Here is a 14757-nt window from a genome sequence, read left to right on the forward strand (position 1 = left end):
CACTATTTGATGGTGTATTTAAACTGGCCCTGTTTGCTGGCGCCGACCCTGATCCGGGTAATGGCCACGCCTTCCGACATTCGCTGCAGAACCGCCTCGGCGATCTCCGGCAGCAGGCTGCCGTTGAGGATATGGTCGACGTTGCGGGCGCCGGAATCAACTTCGGTGCAGCGCGCCAGCACCGCGTCAACCAGGGCCTGGTCGTAGCCGAATTCCGCGTGGTGGTGATCGCGGATGCGCAGGCCAATGCGGTCCAGCTTGAGCGCGACGATCCGCGCCAGCACTGCGTCCGGAATCGGGTAGTACGGCACCACTTTCAAGCGGCCGAGGAAGGCCGGTTTGAAATGCTTGAACAGATGTGGGCGCAGCAGCGCTTCCAGATCCGCCGCCGCTGGCGGCGCTTCCTTGTTCAGGCAGGCCTGCATGATGGCGGCCGAGCCGGCGTTGGAGGTGGCGATGATGATGGTGTTGCGGAAGTCGATCTCGCGGCCCTCGGCGTCGTCCATCACGCCCTTGTCGAAGACCTGGAAAAACAGTTCGGCCACGTCGGGGTGGGCTTTCTCGATTTCGTCCAGCAGCACCACGCTGTAGGGATTGCGGCGCACCGCCTCGGTCAGCACGCCGCCCTGTCCGTAGCCTACGTAGCCGGGCGGCGAACCTTTCAGGCCGGAGACGCTGTGGGCTTCCTGATACTCGCTCATGTTGATCGTGATGAGTTTGCGCTCGCCGCCGTACAGCAGGTCCGCCAGCGCCAGCGCGGTTTCGGTCTTGCCGACGCCGGACGGGCCGGCGAACAGGAACACGCCCTTTGGTTTGTTGGGGTCATCCAGATTGGCGCGCGCGGTGCGAACGCGCTGGGCAACGGCGGCGATGGCGTGGTCCTGGCCGAGAATGCGCGACTGCAGCGCCTCCTGCAGTTTGAGCACGGTGCGGATCTCGTCCTTGACCATCTTCCCCAGCGGGATACCGGTCCAGCCGGAGACAATGGCGGCGACGGCAGCGGCGTCCACGTCCACCGGTACCAGCGGCGCTTCCCCCTGCAGTGCTGCCAGTTCCTCGCGCAATGCGCGGACCTGCTCCGCACCATCCGCTGCAGCCCGCAGGCGCGCGATGGCAGCAACGATGGATTGCTCGCGCTGCCAGCGTTCGTTGTGTTGTGCGTACTCCGTCTGCAGCAAGTCGTGCGCGCCCTGTAGCTGCGCCAGTCGTTGCGCATGGGTGCGTCCGCAGTCCTCGCGCTTCAGGGCGGCGATTTCAACGCACAGGCGCTCCATGGCCTTGGCCGCGTTCTCCAGCAAGGCCGGCGTTCCGCTCTGCGCCAACGCGACGCGGGCGCAAGCCGTATCGAGCACACTGACCGCCTTGTCCGGCAGCTGTCGGCCGCTAATGTAGCGGTGCGACAGCCGCACCGCCTCGGTGACGGCTTCATCGCGGATGTGGATGCCGAAGTGGCGTTCCATCAGCGGCGTCATGGCGCGCAGCATGGCACTGGCGATCTCCTCGCTCGGCTCTTCGACCTTGACGACCTGAAAGCGCCGCGCCAGCGCCGCATCCTTCTCGAAGTACTTCTTGTACTCGCCCCATGTGGTGGCGGCGATGGTGCGCAGTTCTCCGCGCGCCAGCGCAGGCTTGAGCAGGTTGGCGGCGTCATTCTGGCCGGCTTGGCCGCCCGCGCCTATCATCGTGTGGGCCTCGTCGATGAACAGGATGATGGCATGCGGGCTTTGCTTGACTTCGTCGATCACGTTTTTCAGCCGGTTTTCGAACTCGCCCTTGACGCTGGCGCCGGCCTGCAACAGGCCCATGTCCAGCGTGCGGATCTCGACGCCTTTCAGTACGTCCGGCACATCTCCTTCAGCAATGCGCAGCGCCAAGCCTTCTACCACGGCGGTCTTGCCGACACCAGCCTCGCCGGTCAGAATGGGATTGTTCTGGCGGCGGCGCATCAGGATGTCGATCGCCTGACGTATCTCCGCTTCTCGGCCAATGACGGGATCGAGCTTGCCGTCGCGTGCGAGCTGCGTCAGGCTGGTGGTGTACTGGTCCAGCGCCGGCGTGCGCGGGCTGCTTTGCGGTGCCATGTCGGCAAGCGGGGTGGCGGAGCCTGCGTCGGTTGCGGGCGTTTCTTCCTGCGAGCCATGGGTGTATTTCTCCAGCTTGTGCTTGACCTCATCGATGGGGATTTGTCCGAACAGCGGCGAGGCGCGCTGCGCCAATTGCGCCAGGTCCGGCGTCGTCAACAGCGCCACCAGCAGGTGTGCGCTGCGGATGCGGTCCGGCTGCGGCGTCGCCAGCGAAGCAATCAGCCACGCATGCTCCAGCAGCTGCGGAAGGTGGCGCGAGAAGACCGGCGTGCGGGTGCTGCCGGTCTTGAACTGGCCAACCTCATGGTGCAGATCGGCTTCCAGCATCTCGGGGCTGACGCCGCACTGCAAGGCGATCAGCACCACGTCGCAGCGTTCCTGCTCCAACAGGGCGAGGAACAGATGTTCCACTTCCACTTCGTACTGCCCCAGCGCCACGCAGATGCTGGCGGCGCGGGTGGCGGCCAAGCGGGTGGTGTCATTCAGTTTGCCGATCAGGGTTTTCAGATTGAGGTTCATGCTCAGGCTCCGCGGGTACTGCGGTTGATCGAATAGTGCAGCGACGAGGGCTGCAGGACGGCGTCGAAGCTGACCATCTCGCGCATCGGCAGCCCGGCCAGTGTGGCGCTGATGGCGAAGCTGACCCGGTTGATCGATCCGATCTCGCGCTCCAGGCGGGCCTGCACATTGCGCAGGCGCGGCTCGTGGCGTTCGATTGCGGCCTTCAGGCAGGCGCAGATGCGGGCCCGGTCCTCGCTGCTGCTCAAGCACATGCCGGCGAAGTCGATCAATCCGTAGTTGACGATGGAGCTGGCGCACTCGGGAAAGGCTTGCAGCATTTCCTCTGGTAGCGCGCAGCGGGTGTTGAGCAAGTCCTCAAGATCGCGAGCAACGGCGTCTTTCAACTGCTCTGTTGACAATCCATGCGCAGCGCGGGCATGGTCACTCCGAGGGTCCAGCAAACGGTCGAACAGGCCGCGCGTAAAGCCATTCATCGCATGCTCTCAAAAAGAAAGCCAGGCCAGGCCGGCCTGGCCAGAAAACGCACCGCGGCGAATCGCCGCACACTCCGCAACGGGCGCAAGGGAACAAGGTTCAGACGATGCGGTTGCTGGCCAGATCCCAGCCGCCAGAGGTATTGCCGCCGGCGCCGCCGCTGATTTTCTGTTGGGTGTACTTCCACTTGATCTTCGAGAATTTCAGCGCCACGTCTTCGGTGAGGATGTCGCCTTCCTCAACGGCCGGGGACACCGCGCCGATCAGGACATTCTCGACTTCGATCTCGAAGTACTTAACGCGCTCGCCCTGCGCATCGGCGCGCATGAACTCAAACTTGGCCTTGGGGATGGTGCGGCCCGCCGAGCAGGTTTGCAGCAGGATAGGAGTGGACAGGTCGGCCAGCTTGGAGATCACGATGTCGCGATGCTCGCAGCGTTCCGCTGTGTGGCCGCCGCCGGTGGAAGCTGTGGCCGATTTTGGCTGCTCCACGCCGAAGCTGACAGATTTGCACTCGATCCAGTCCTTGTGACGATCGTCGTTGGACTCGCCCTTGATACCATCAATGTACAGATAAACGTCGATTGCCATTGCATGCTCCTGTCTCAGGTTATAGTGAACATCAGTAGTTGGTCGATTGCGGCAGCTCCGCGACCAGACGGAGGGAAACGGACAATTCATCCAGCTGGAAGTGCGGCCGCAGGAAGGACACGGCGCGGTACACGCCCGGCCGCCCCGCCACCTCATGCACCTGCACCGATGCTTCGCGCAGCGGGAACTGCGCCTTCTGCTCCTGGCTGGCGTTGTCGTCCAGCAGAACGTATTTCATCAGCCAGCGGTTGAGGAAGTCCTCGACATTGGAGGCCGCCGCAAAGCTGCCGATCTTGTCGCGCATCATGGCCTTCATGTAGTGAGCGACACGCGAGACGGCGAAGATGTACTGCAACTGCGACGACAGCACGGCGTTGGCGTTTGCCGCGTCCGAACTGTACTTCTTGGCCTTCTGCGCCGACTGCGCGCCAAAGAAGGCGGCGTAGGCGGTGTTCTTGCAGTGGACCAGCGATATGAAACCGAGATCGCTCAGCTCCTTCTCACGGCGGTCGGTGATGGCGACTTCGGTTGGACACTTGAGCGCTACCTCGCCTTCATCGGTCTTGAAAGTGTGGGTGGGCAAATCGTCCACCAGGCCGCCGCCTTCGACGCCGCGAATCGCTGCGCACCAGCCGAAATCGTCGAAGGCCTTGGTCAGTTTGGCGCCGAAGGCATAGGCGGCGTTACACCACAGGTACTTCTGATGGTCGGTGCCATCCACTTCCTCGACGAAGTTGAAGCCTTCGACCGTGGTGCCATCGACCGGATTGAAAGGCAGGCGCCCCAGGAAACGCGGCAGCGCCAGGCCGACGTAGCGTGAGTCCTCGGATTCGCGGAAGGCCTTCCACTTGGCGTATTCCACCGTATCGAATACCTTGGACAGGTCACGTGGCTTGCTCAAATCGCCGTAACTCTCCAGACCAAAAAGCTCCGGTGCTGCCGACGCGATGAATGGTGCATGCGAAGCGGCGGCGACGTGCGACATCTGCTCGATGAAATACATGTCCTCAGGCTGGCGCGAGACTTCAAAGTCGCCCAGCAGCGCCGCATAGGGCGCGCCGCCGAAGGTGCCGAATTCCTCTTCGTAGACTTTCTTGAACATCGAACTCTGGTCGAACTCCAGCGCGGACTGGAAGTCCTTCACCAGTTCGCGCTTGGTGGCGTTCAGCATACGTATCTTCAGGCCTTGGCCGGTGGCGGAATTCCGCACCAGGTAATGCAGGCCGGTCCAGCTTTGCTCTAGCTTCTGGAAGGCCGGCGCGTGCATGATGGCGCTCAGTTGACTGGAAATCAGCCGGTCCAGTTCCGCCACCCGTGCATCCAGCGTGGCGGACAGGTTATTCGACATCACCACCGTCCCCTCCAACACCTGGCTGACTAACTCGGAGATGATGTCCTTGGCGCGCTCGTGCTCCACGCTGGACTTGGCGACCTTGCTTTGCTCGACGATCTGGTCGAGCAGGTTAAGACCTTCCACCGACGGTACGGCTTCCTGCATCAGGTTTGCTTGTGCGGACATCTCACCCTCCCTTGGCGGACTTCAAGCTGGCCAGCTTGTCGGTATTACTCAGTACATCGCTCAGGATGTCTTCCAGCTTGTCGTTCCCCGCCAGCTTGTTGCGCAGGTCGGCGAGCTTGCTGCGCGCTTCCAGCAGCTTGCTGAGCGGCTCGACCTGCTGCACGATAGCCTCGGGACGAAAATCCGACATCGCCTTGAAACGCAGCTCCACATTGAAGCTGGTGTCGTCGCCGCTGAGCTGATTGGGCACCTGGAACCGCGCCACCGGTTCCACGCCGCCCAACACTTCATCGAAGTTTCCGCTGTCGATGTTGACGAACTTACGGTCTTTGAGGCGTTTCTTTTCCACCTCCGAATTGCCGCCAAAATCGCCGACCACGCCGACGACAAACGGCAGCTCCTTGTTCTCCATCGCGTCGCCGATCTCCACGTCATACGTCATCTGCACACGAGGCGGACGTACTTTGGTCAGGCGCTTTTGAACACTGTCTCCGTTAGCCATACACACTCCATCAAAAGAAAAAACGCGGATAGCGGATTTACTTCAATCCGCCAAAAGGATCATTGCCATTGGATTGCGTTCCGGTCTTGGGCTGAGCTGCCGGAGGAACGGCCACTGTCTTCTTGGCCGCGACGGGAGGGGCTGGCTTGCGCGCGGCATTCGATGTGGGCACAAGAACATCTTCACCCAAACTGTTACGCAGCAGCTTCGCCAAGTCCTGCGCTTCCGAACGCAGCGATCCGCTCAGATTATTCTGCTGGCTCAGGTCCGACAGCGCCTTGGTCGATAGTCGCAATCCGCTGACTGCGACGATGCTGTTACCGAGTTTGTCGTTGGGATCGCGCAGCAACGCCTCCTGCGCATTGATGATCGCCTCGCCGTAGCTGGCGCGGTCGAATTTGATCTGCGCCATATGCAACCAGGGCGTCTTGTCAGCCGGGTAGCTAGTCGCCGCATTCTTCAGGATACTCTGCGCCTTGTCGGCGTGGCCGGATGCCAGCGCGGTATCGGCTTCCGCCAGCGCGTTCTCCAGTGTCGATGCCTGAAGCTTGTCGGCGCGGACCGAGTCGCCATCTGTTGCGCAGCCTGACAGCAGCATCAAGCTCGCCATACAGGGCAGCCATGTTCTTGGCGTGATCATCACTTTCTCCTTTTGCATATGCGGACAAGAAGGGACCCATTATTCATGAATGCCCAAGCCCGCCATTGCGCTTACTCAATCGCCGTGGCGTTTCCGATTTGCTTGCGCCGCCTCAAATTTCTGCTGCGAGGCTTTCGTTCTAATGGCTGAATCGCTTGGAGAAAATATGAACGCGCAGAAGACTATCGTGATCGCGGGACTGCTGGCGTTACAGGGCTGCGCGGCAGGCTCCATCGCGGGCGCGGCGATGGAAATCGTCGGCATCCGAAATCCGCCCGAGCTGCCCGATGCGCAAAAACCGCCGCGCACTGTGGCGATCCGCCTGCACGCGAGCCAGAACCTCAATGCCGGCAATGGTTCCCAGCCTTTGGCGCTTGCGGCGCGCATCTACAAACTTCGGCAGACGGCAACGTTCCAACAAATGACATTCGACGGTTTCCTCAGCGCTCACGGGGAGCGCGAACTGCTTGGCAACGATCTGCTGGAGGTCAAGGAAGTGATGCTGATCCCCGGCCAGCGCTACGAAGTCGTGGAGAAGGTGGGACGCGAAGCCTACTTTATCGGCGTGGTCGCGCTCTTCCGCTCACCCGCAGAACAACGCTGGCGGCTTGCGTTCGCCGCCGGAGATGCGGAGAAGTCCGGCATCACCATAGGCCTGCACGCCTGCGCGATGAGCGTAGGCGCCGGCTCACCGGCTTACGGCGATGCAGGCAAACCACTGGCCACCGTTCATTGTCAATAAAATTGGAGACAGCATGAGTATTCCGTCCAAGGTTCTTTGGGGTGAGGGTTTGTTCCTGCGGCCGCAGCACTTCCAGCAGCAGGACCACTATCATGAGGCGCGGCTGCAGCAGACCGCTCATGCGCTGCATCCCTATCTATGGGGAGTGCGAAAAGTCGAATGGGACCTGGATGCGCTGAAGACCGATCGCCTGCGCCTGCATTCGCTATCGGTGATGTTCCAAGATGGGGAGATCGTCGACGCGCCTGCCAGCGATCCGCTGCCCACCGCCGTCGATCTCTCCACATTGCCGCCGACCTTACAGGAACTGACCTTCTACGCGGCGCTGCCTACGCTGTCGCCAGCCGGCGGCAATGCGGCGACGGCGGATCAACAGAACGGCGCACGCTACCAACAGGCCTCGCGCGAGACGGCGGACCTTTACACGCAGGCGGTCGGCACGGAAGTGAGCTATCTGAAAAAATCCGCGCGGCTGGTATCGGACCAGGAACCGCTGGGTGCCTTCGATTGCATACCGGTGATACGACTGCGGCGCGTGGTGACAGGCGGCTTCGAGCCAGACCCGCAGTTCATCGCCCCGAGCCTGTCGATCGCCAGCGCGCCGGGCTTGAAGGCGCTGCTGGACCGGCTGATGGACGCCTTGCAGGCCAAGGTGCAGTCGCTGCAAGGACATATGCGCGAGCCTAGCCGCAACGTTATCGAGTTCCGTTCCGGCGACGTATCGTCCTTCTGGCTGCTGCACACGGTCAGCACTTCCGCCGCGGCGCTGATGCACTACGTCCGCAATCCCGCGCTGCATCCGGAGCGGCTGTTCGAAGCACTGCTTGCGCTGGCTGGCGCAATGATGACCTACTCGAAGCAGTATTCGCTGATACACCTTCCCTGCTACCAGCATAATGACCCGGCCCAATGCTTCTCCAGCCTGGATCTCATCATCCGCGACCTACTCGACACCGTCATCTCGACGAAGTACTTTTCGATCGCCCTGTCGGAAGAGAAGCCCAGCTACCACCTGGGTAAACTCGATTCCGGCAAGATCGACCAGCGCACCACGCTTTATCTCGCGGTCAGCGCATCGCTGTCCGCGCTGGAGCTGGTGGAAATCGTCCCGTTGCGCGTCAAAGTCGGCGCGCCGGATGACGTTGAAAAATGCGTGCTCTCCGCCATGCCCGGCGTGAAGATCACCCATGCACCGCAAGTGCCGGCTGCTATTCCAGTGCAACCGGATACCTACTACTTCGCATTGGAGGGCAAAGGCATGTTGTATGAGCAGATGTTGAAAGCACAGTCGATTTCGATCTACGTTCCGGCAGGCATACGCGACCTGCGTCTTGGCCTGATAGCGGTGACAGCATGACGCCGCCCGTCGAACGCCGCGCCATCCCCACGCTGATGGGCGGTCAGCGCCGCCAGCAGCAGCCCGGCTACGGCCATGTGCAGACGCTGGTGGACCTGCTGCAGGATGGTTTCTACCTGCTGTTCATGCTGAAGAACGGCAGCGTACCGCCGGGCGAAGCATCCCTGCTCGACACAGTCACCGCCTACCTCGCAGAGTTCGACCGCGAGGCCCGCAAGCTGCGCGCGCAGGGCGAAGACATCGACGCCGCCAAGTACGCCTTCTGCGCGGCGCTGGACGAGATCATCCTGTCGTCATCCTGCCCGATGCGCTTCGCCTGGGAACGCCGCCCGCTGCAACTGGTGATCTTCGGCGACCAGCTGGCCGGCGAGCACTTCTTCGACCGCCTCGAAGCGCTGCGCAGCGCTGGAGGCACGCGCCTCGCCGCGCTGCAGGTTTTTCATATGTGCCTGTTGATCGGATTCCGTGGGAAGTACGTGCTGGACGCCGGTGACAAGCTGGCCTACATGACCGCCCGCGTGGGCGATGAAATCGCCCACATTCAGGGCAAGAGCAAGGGTTTCGCACCGCAGGCCGAACGGCCCGACCAGATCGTCCACAAGCTGCGCAGCAATACCCCGCTGTGGGCCATGTCCGCCGTGTTTGCGCTGATAGGATTGAGCGCCTACCTTGGACTGTCGTCGTCGCTATCGCATTCAACGCAGAACACGTTGGCCGGCTACAGCGACCTGGTGAAACTGGCGCCGCGTCCGGCCTACGTGACGATCACCCTGCCCTGAGCCTTATTGCGCAACGCGGAACTCGATGCGACGGTTACGCGCACGACCTTCCGCGTTGTTGTTTTCAGCGACAGGCCGATCCGGCCCCTGTCCCGACACCATCACCATCTCCGCGGGGATGCCCTTGCCGGCGAGGTAGGTGCGTACGGCTTCGGCGCGCGCCTGGCTCAAGGCGAGATTGCTCTCCCTCAGGCCAACGTTATCGGTATGGCCGATCACCTCAACCTTCTTGCCTTTAACCTTTTGCAGCGCGGCCGCCATTTCATCGAGAATGCCTTGGCCGGACGCGGTCAATGTCGCCTTGCCGCTCTCGAATTCGATGATGCGCTTGGCCAGCGTTTCATCCAGCAGATTCTGCTCGGTCGCGCTGACGCGCAAGCCGTTATTGACGGTGTAACTGGGATTGAGGCTGGTGGCGATATCGCTGGCGATCTGCTGACGCTGCGCCTCGTTGGCCACCTCGCCGCGCAAGGCGACGTTGGTGCCGTCGATCTTCAGCTCTCCCTTGCTGATCAGCTTCAGATTCGGTTGAATCAGCTTTTGCACGTAACCATTCCAGTTGGGCGGCAGCGAGACCGGCGAGATCGCAACCTGGTCGACCACACGGTCCGCTCCGTACAAATCGCGCACACGCTGAAGCAAGGCAGCCTTGCTTGCCTCGTCGGGCACCGCACCGCTGACCAGGATCTGTCCCGGCTTCGGCGTGGCAGGTTGCGGCGCCTGTGCGTCGCAATGGAGTGATATAGACAGCAAAGCCGGCATCACCGCCGGCCAGATGGTCCGCTGGCGCATCGCATGGCTCCTTGTCAGACAAAGGTTTCGTGAAACAGTGCATGGGCCGAGCGCAGCGACAACTGCCCCTGCTCCAGGTATGCCGACAGCTTCTGCACGCCGGCATCACCGACGATGAGTTCATCGACCCATCCCGCGTACTCGAAGGCGATCTGCTGTTCGGCCGCGTAACTGGGGTCGATCAGCGCTTGCAGGACTTCCGGCGCAGCGCCGCAGAAGCCGACCACCAGCGACGACTGCCCGCGCTGTTCGCAGAAGAACAGGCTCAGTTCAAAATCCGCATGCTGCAGAAAGGGCGCGATCAAGTCCAGCCAGAACGACGCCACGAGGTAGCGCTGAGGTGCACCCGGCGGCAATGGCAGCACCAGGCTTTTGTCCAGGCGCGCAGCGCCACTACGACGCACCGGCTGCAACAGCAGACCGACCGCCAGTATCATCTGGCGCACAGAGACGCGGCCCAGCATCGCCTCCAGGCCGGCGACGTTGTGGCGATCGAGGAAATCCATGAAGAGCTGCTCGTGGCCAGCATCGCCAGGATCGATATCGACGGTGGTGGCGGCCATCGTGTGCAGGCTCGCCTCTGGTTCCGCAGCATCGAGCACCTCGCTCGCCAACGGCTCCAGCACGTTCCACAACGGCGCAAACACCAGCGGGCTACGCGCCACGAAACTGCGCGGCTCGTCGATCTCGATGGCGCTCATGCTGAGGAAGGGATAGCGCCGCTGCGACAGGTCGCTGCTGGCCCGCAGATGGCCTGCGATAGCGCGCCTGCTGCGCGTGCCGACGAAGGCGAAGTCCAGCGGAGGCATGGCGTCATAATTGAGCTTCCAGCGCGGGTCGGCGCTCAGCAGGTTCATGACCTCAGCCAGCCAGCCGTCCAGCAGGTTGGCCAGCGCCAGGTTGTCTGCGGCCTTGATAAAGTCGCCGCGCGTCGGCAGCTTGCCGAAGTAGCCGATGCGGGCGGTTTGCGCTGGCCGCTTCATCGCGCAGCTCCGACTATCGTTTCCGGCAGCTTCAATCCACGGAAGCCCTGGTCCTGCGGCGCTGCGCCGCTGCTTTCCGGACTGCTGATGATCTTCAGTCCCATCGTCACCGTGATCGCGCCGCTTGTCCAGCGCAACTCGAACATGCCGCCTTCGCGCTTCTGCTTGGCCGCTGCGTCGATCATGCGCTTCAGGCCAAACTGGCCGGGCTCATTGAACACGTCCACGCTGCGGCCATCGAAGGCCACCGCCGTGATGCGCGCTCCAGGCGCGCCTTGGGGACTCGGATGAACCATGTTCGCCCATTGAGCCGGCGTGTTGCGGTAGCGTAGCTGCTGGCCGTCGATATCGACCGTGTATTCCAGCGTGCCGGGCGCCGGCATCGGCTGGATCTGGAAGATAGTTTGCGCGGCGGCGGACGACGATGCGACGCCGCCGGCGGCTATCGGCGCTATCCATCCGGGGAAACGCGCCACGATCTGTGGGGACAGCGTGATACCCATGTCCGCCCACGTGCGCGGCGCCAGCACGTCGCCGCGCCGCAGCACCAGCGGCCCCATGGCGCCGGTGGCAAACTTGGCGATCAATCCATCCGGCCCGAAGAACTGGGCGATCTCCGCGCTGCCGGCTTCGATGCGGGCGTTCGGCGAGAACGGATATTTGTTCGCCAGCGATTGCTGGAACGGTTCGTAGACCTGCGCTACCCAAGTCTTATTGATCTCCGCCTCGGCCGGGCCGACCAGCACGGCGAAGGTCTGCATCAGCGGCCGCACCAGGATGGGACGGATGGACTGCTTCTGCGCGTCGCTCATCCCGGTCAGCATTTGTTCATCGACGTAGCGCAGCGCATCGGCCAGCTCGGAGCCGCTGCCCTCCAGCGTCTGCTGCATGAACTGGCGCGCGCCGGGGCCGGGATCGCCCTGGTTCTTCAACTGGTTCAAGCGGCTGCGTAGTTTCGACAGCGTCTCCATGTAGGACCGCATCAGCGATGCATCCTTGTCCTTGGCCGCCACCAGCTTGCCGACGCCGGCGAACTCGCGGCCGATGGGCCCCATCGGCTTGTCGGCCCTGGCCTGGTCCAGCTGAACGTTGACGTTGATCTGCGAAGGCCCGCGCCGCAACACACTGTTCTTGACCCAGTTGACGAAACCCGTCTGCGCCTCCTTCAATTCGGCGCTCATGATGGCCGGATTGTCCCACGACGTTTGCTGGTGGATGGCTGTCAGCAGCTTGGAGATGGGCGAGGACTGCGGATCGCCCAGGCGGTTCATCGCCGCCACCGCCGCATCGAAGCCATTCAGGTTGGCGATGGTGACGCCCTGAACGAACTTCTGCCACTCGCGTGCGTAATCGGCCTTGTACAAATCGGTCAGCCCTTTCTGGATTTGTTCGGGGCTGCCTTCCAGCGTCAGATCGTCACGGGCCGCCGTTTTCAAGACCCAGTCGGCGCTTTGCAGTTCGTGCGTGGCCGCTTCGCGGAAGGCGTCCTGCACGAACTTCTCCCATGCCTCGCGGGTGTAAGCGCCGGGGATGGCGTAACTGCCCGTCATCAGCGCCTGATCCTGCTCGCCCACCATGCGGGCCACCGTCATCGCCGGGTAGCGCGTGTTGGCGCGGGCGCGGATGTCGGCGTAGACGCGCTCCCTGGCCGGCATGCCGCGCACCACGCGGCGCAGGTTCTCGCGCGCCTGGTCCACCAGCGCCAGCTTCTGCTCGATGCGCGGCCAGGAGGGATCGGCTGTCTGCGCAAGGTAGAACGTCATCAGCCGTTCGGCGCTATGTATCATCTGCTCGCGCGGCATGGCGCCGCGGTTGTTCTCCAGCCAGCCGCGCCAGTAACGGGTCAACTGGTCGTTCAGGTGGCTGGGCTCAGCGCGGGAAGTATCGGCCAGCATCAGGTAGCTCTTCAAGGCGTTGTAGGCGTCTTCGACACTGACGGCGGAGGCTTCCTGGAACTGGCGGCCCGGCGTGGCTGGAACCGTGGCAGCCTGCGCACCCGGCGCCTGCAGTTGATCGGCATGCGCGTTCATCTCCGACAGCAGCGTCTCCAGATTGGCGACGACAGGCCTGAGCATCACCTCGCGCACGCCGGCGAAGTACTCCTCGCGCAGCTTGCGCTCCAACAGTTCGCCCTGATACAGGCCCATACGCAGCGACCATGGCCGGTCGGTGCGATATTTGTCCAGCTGCTCGATACGATCCTGCAGGATCTCCAGCGCCTCCAGGCGAGATTGCAGATCCAGACGCTTGGCTTGCAGCTTGATCACCTTGTCGAGATCCGCCTGCACGTTGCTGACCAGCTGGCGGTTGCCAAGATACGACCAGCTCCAGCCGCCCAGCGACACGCCCAACAAAACCGCCGCTGCGAAGAAGGCCGCATAAGTCAGGCGCACCTTGTTCTTGCTGGCGTACTGCGATACCAGATCTTTGTCAGCGAAGATCACGTTGCGGAACAGCTTAAGCAGAAAGAATCCCGACTGCCCGCTGCCCGCCACCGGCGGCGCGTCCGGCACCGCCAGGTCGAAGCGCTTCGCCAGCCGGCGCGATTGCTCGCTGACCGCCACACCTTCCTGCAAGGCGCTAGTGAAGTAATAGCCGCGAAACACCGGCTTGAATTGAAAAGGGTTTTCCTCGAACAGCGTGACGAGGAAGCTGCGCAGCGGCGCGCGTATCGTCGCGAACTCCAGCGGAAAGGTGAACACGCCGGGCTCCATGCGCTCGCGCCGCTGCTGGCTCATATTAGCCACGCTCAGTTCTTTCAAGCCGGCGCACAGCTCATCGAAGCTGTGATCGAAGAAGGCCATCATCTGCTGGCTGCTGGCCTTGCGCTTGTAGGGCATCGTGGCGCCCCACACGCGCTCGCGCTCGCCGCGTTCGGCGCGGGCGAAGAACTCGCCGAAGCCCGCGATCAGATCGGCCTTGGTGAACACCACGTACACCGGCGCGAACACTTCCAGCCGCTCGATCAGATCCTGCACCCGCTTGCGCAGGCTGCGCGCCAGCTTGATGCCGACTTCAGGATCGTCGCCGCGCAGCTCGGCGATGCTGACCGCGATCAGGATGCCGTTGATGGGCGCACGGCTGCGGTACTTCTTCAGCAGGTCGAGAAAGCCGTGCCATTCGGCGCGGTGCTCGTCCAGCACTGCGTAGCGCCCTGCCGTGTCGAGCAGGATTCCGTCGGTAGTGAAGAACCAGTCGCAGTTGCGGGTACCGCCCACGCCGTGCACGATCTTGCCGTCGGCGAAGGGGAACTGCAAACCCGAGTTGGTGATGGCCGTGCTCTTGCCCGCTGCGGGATTACCGATAATCATGTACCACGGCAGCTCATACAGCGCGCGCGTGCCGGACACGATGCCCATCTTCGAACCGCGTATGGTCTCGATCGCCTTGAGCATGTTGTCGCGGATCGCCTTGACCTCGGCGCCCGACTGGTCGCGCGCCTGCAATTCCGCCTGCGCGGTGGCGGCCTGCGCGCCGATGGCCGCACCCAGCTCCTCGGACTCGCGCGTGGCCCGCCGGCGCCGCCACAGCCAGACCAGGCCGGCCAGTAGCAGCATCAAGCCGGTCGCCGCCAGCGCCCAGATCAGGGCCAGTTCCAGCACTTGCGCGCCGAGATAAAAAAACGCCGCCATCGCAGTCAGGCCGATGATGGTCAGGTGGCGGGTATCGGTAAGGAAGTACCAGATTCTTCGCATCATGGGACGAGGCCGGCGTGGAAGATAGCGCCTGAGCAGCAAGCGGACCGATCAATGGTGCCACCAACAATGCGGCA

At 62.8% G+C, this 14757-nt stretch carries 12 protein-coding genes; 3 read left to right on the forward strand and 9 right to left on the reverse strand.

Annotated elements, in window-relative coordinates:
* Window positions 1-2: 2 nt before the first annotated feature.
* From tssH to GEV02_RS15210, 6 genes are all read right to left on the reverse strand, one after another.
* Entirely contained in the window at window positions 3-2603 is a 2601-nt protein-coding gene (tssH, locus tag GEV02_RS15185) for a type VI secretion system ATPase TssH (RefSeq protein ID WP_152838792.1), read from the reverse strand.
* Window positions 2604-2605: 2 nt separating this feature from the next.
* A complete protein-coding gene (gene tssE, locus GEV02_RS15190; RefSeq protein ID WP_152838793.1) occupies window positions 2606-3079 on the reverse strand; it encodes a type VI secretion system baseplate subunit TssE in 474 nt (157 codons plus the stop codon).
* Window positions 3080-3179: 100 nt separating this feature from the next.
* On the reverse strand, window positions 3180-3671 hold the full coding sequence (locus GEV02_RS15195; protein WP_008450553.1) for an Hcp family type VI secretion system effector: 492 nt from the start codon (window positions 3669-3671) through the stop codon (window positions 3180-3182).
* 31 nt (window positions 3672-3702) lie between these two features.
* Entirely contained in the window at window positions 3703-5190 is a 1488-nt protein-coding gene (gene tssC / locus GEV02_RS15200; protein WP_152838794.1) for a type VI secretion system contractile sheath large subunit, read from the reverse strand.
* A gap of 1 nt (window position 5191) precedes the next feature.
* Window positions 5192-5692, reverse strand: a complete 501-nt coding sequence (gene tssB / locus GEV02_RS15205; protein WP_152838795.1) for a type VI secretion system contractile sheath small subunit — start codon at window positions 5690-5692, stop codon at window positions 5192-5194.
* Between the two features lie 37 nt (window positions 5693-5729).
* On the reverse strand, window positions 5730-6332 hold the full coding sequence (locus GEV02_RS15210) for a hypothetical protein (protein WP_152838796.1): 603 nt from the start codon (window positions 6330-6332) through the stop codon (window positions 5730-5732).
* A gap of 166 nt (window positions 6333-6498) precedes the next feature.
* On the opposite strand from GEV02_RS15210, the gene tssJ reads away from it, so the two are divergent.
* The 3 genes from tssJ to GEV02_RS15225 are packed head-to-tail and all read left to right on the forward strand — an operon-like array spanning window position 6499 to window position 9210.
* On the forward strand, window positions 6499-7074 hold the full coding sequence (gene tssJ / locus GEV02_RS15215) for a type VI secretion system lipoprotein TssJ (RefSeq protein ID WP_152838797.1): 576 nt from the start codon (window positions 6499-6501) through the stop codon (window positions 7072-7074).
* A 13-nt stretch (window positions 7075-7087) separates the two neighbouring features.
* A complete protein-coding gene (gene tssK / locus GEV02_RS15220) occupies window positions 7088-8431 on the forward strand; it encodes a type VI secretion system baseplate subunit TssK (RefSeq protein ID WP_152838798.1) in 1344 nt (447 codons plus the stop codon).
* Window positions 8428-9210 carry a DotU family type IV/VI secretion system protein gene (locus GEV02_RS15225; protein WP_152838799.1) on the forward strand — a complete coding sequence of 261 codons (783 nt, stop codon included), beginning with the start codon at window positions 8428-8430 and terminating at the stop codon, window positions 9208-9210. The genes tssK and GEV02_RS15225 overlap by 4 nt, the downstream gene beginning before the upstream one ends.
* Window positions 9211-9213: 3 nt before the next feature.
* On the opposite strand, the gene GEV02_RS15230 is transcribed toward GEV02_RS15225, so the two are convergent.
* Genes GEV02_RS15230 through tssM form a run of 3 tightly spaced genes read right to left on the reverse strand, consistent with a single transcriptional unit; the run spans window position 9214 to window position 14680 of the window.
* Window positions 9214-10002 carry an OmpA family protein gene (locus GEV02_RS15230; protein ID WP_152838800.1) on the reverse strand — a complete coding sequence of 263 codons (789 nt, stop codon included), beginning with the start codon at window positions 10000-10002 and terminating at the stop codon, window positions 9214-9216.
* Between the two features lie 14 nt (window positions 10003-10016).
* Entirely contained in the window at window positions 10017-10985 is a 969-nt protein-coding gene (gene tagF, locus GEV02_RS15235) for a type VI secretion system-associated protein TagF (protein ID WP_152838801.1), read from the reverse strand.
* Window positions 10982-14680 carry a type VI secretion system membrane subunit TssM gene (gene tssM / locus GEV02_RS15240; RefSeq protein WP_235922798.1) on the reverse strand — a complete coding sequence of 1233 codons (3699 nt, stop codon included), beginning with the start codon at window positions 14678-14680 and terminating at the stop codon, window positions 10982-10984. The genes tagF and tssM overlap by 4 nt, the downstream gene beginning before the upstream one ends.
* Window positions 14681-14757: the final 77 nt, after the last annotated feature.

The organism is Rugamonas aquatica, assembly GCF_009380215.1.
GTDB lineage: Bacteria > Pseudomonadota > Gammaproteobacteria > Burkholderiales > Burkholderiaceae_D > Rugamonas > Rugamonas aquatica_B.

What these genes read in the sequence shown, in the direction of transcription:
- tagF (WP_152838801.1), bottom strand. Translation starts at nt 10,985, where the DNA reads ATGAAGCGGCCAGCGCAAACCGCCCGCATCGGCTACTTCGGCAAGCTG.
- tssH (WP_152838792.1), bottom strand. Translation starts at nt 2,603, where the DNA reads ATGAACCTCAATCTGAAAACCCTGATCGGCAAACTGAATGACACCACC.
- tssK (WP_152838798.1), top strand. Translation starts at nt 7,088, where the DNA reads ATGAGTATTCCGTCCAAGGTTCTTTGGGGTGAGGGTTTGTTCCTGCGG.
- tssC (WP_152838794.1), bottom strand. Translation starts at nt 5,190, where the DNA reads ATGTCCGCACAAGCAAACCTGATGCAGGAAGCCGTACCGTCGGTGGAA.
- GEV02_RS15225 (WP_152838799.1), top strand. Translation starts at nt 8,428, where the DNA reads ATGACGCCGCCCGTCGAACGCCGCGCCATCCCCACGCTGATGGGCGGT.
- tssE (WP_152838793.1), bottom strand. Translation starts at nt 3,079, where the DNA reads ATGAATGGCTTTACGCGCGGCCTGTTCGACCGTTTGCTGGACCCTCGG.
- GEV02_RS15230 (WP_152838800.1), bottom strand. Translation starts at nt 10,002, where the DNA reads ATGCGCCAGCGGACCATCTGGCCGGCGGTGATGCCGGCTTTGCTGTCT.
- tssB (WP_152838795.1), bottom strand. Translation starts at nt 5,692, where the DNA reads ATGGCTAACGGAGACAGTGTTCAAAAGCGCCTGACCAAAGTACGTCCG.
- GEV02_RS15210 (WP_152838796.1), bottom strand. Translation starts at nt 6,332, where the DNA reads ATGATCACGCCAAGAACATGGCTGCCCTGTATGGCGAGCTTGATGCTG.
- tssJ (WP_152838797.1), top strand. Translation starts at nt 6,499, where the DNA reads ATGAACGCGCAGAAGACTATCGTGATCGCGGGACTGCTGGCGTTACAG.
- GEV02_RS15195 (WP_008450553.1), bottom strand. Translation starts at nt 3,671, where the DNA reads ATGGCAATCGACGTTTATCTGTACATTGATGGTATCAAGGGCGAGTCC.
- tssM (WP_235922798.1), bottom strand. Translation starts at nt 14,680, where the DNA reads ATGCGAAGAATCTGGTACTTCCTTACCGATACCCGCCACCTGACCATC.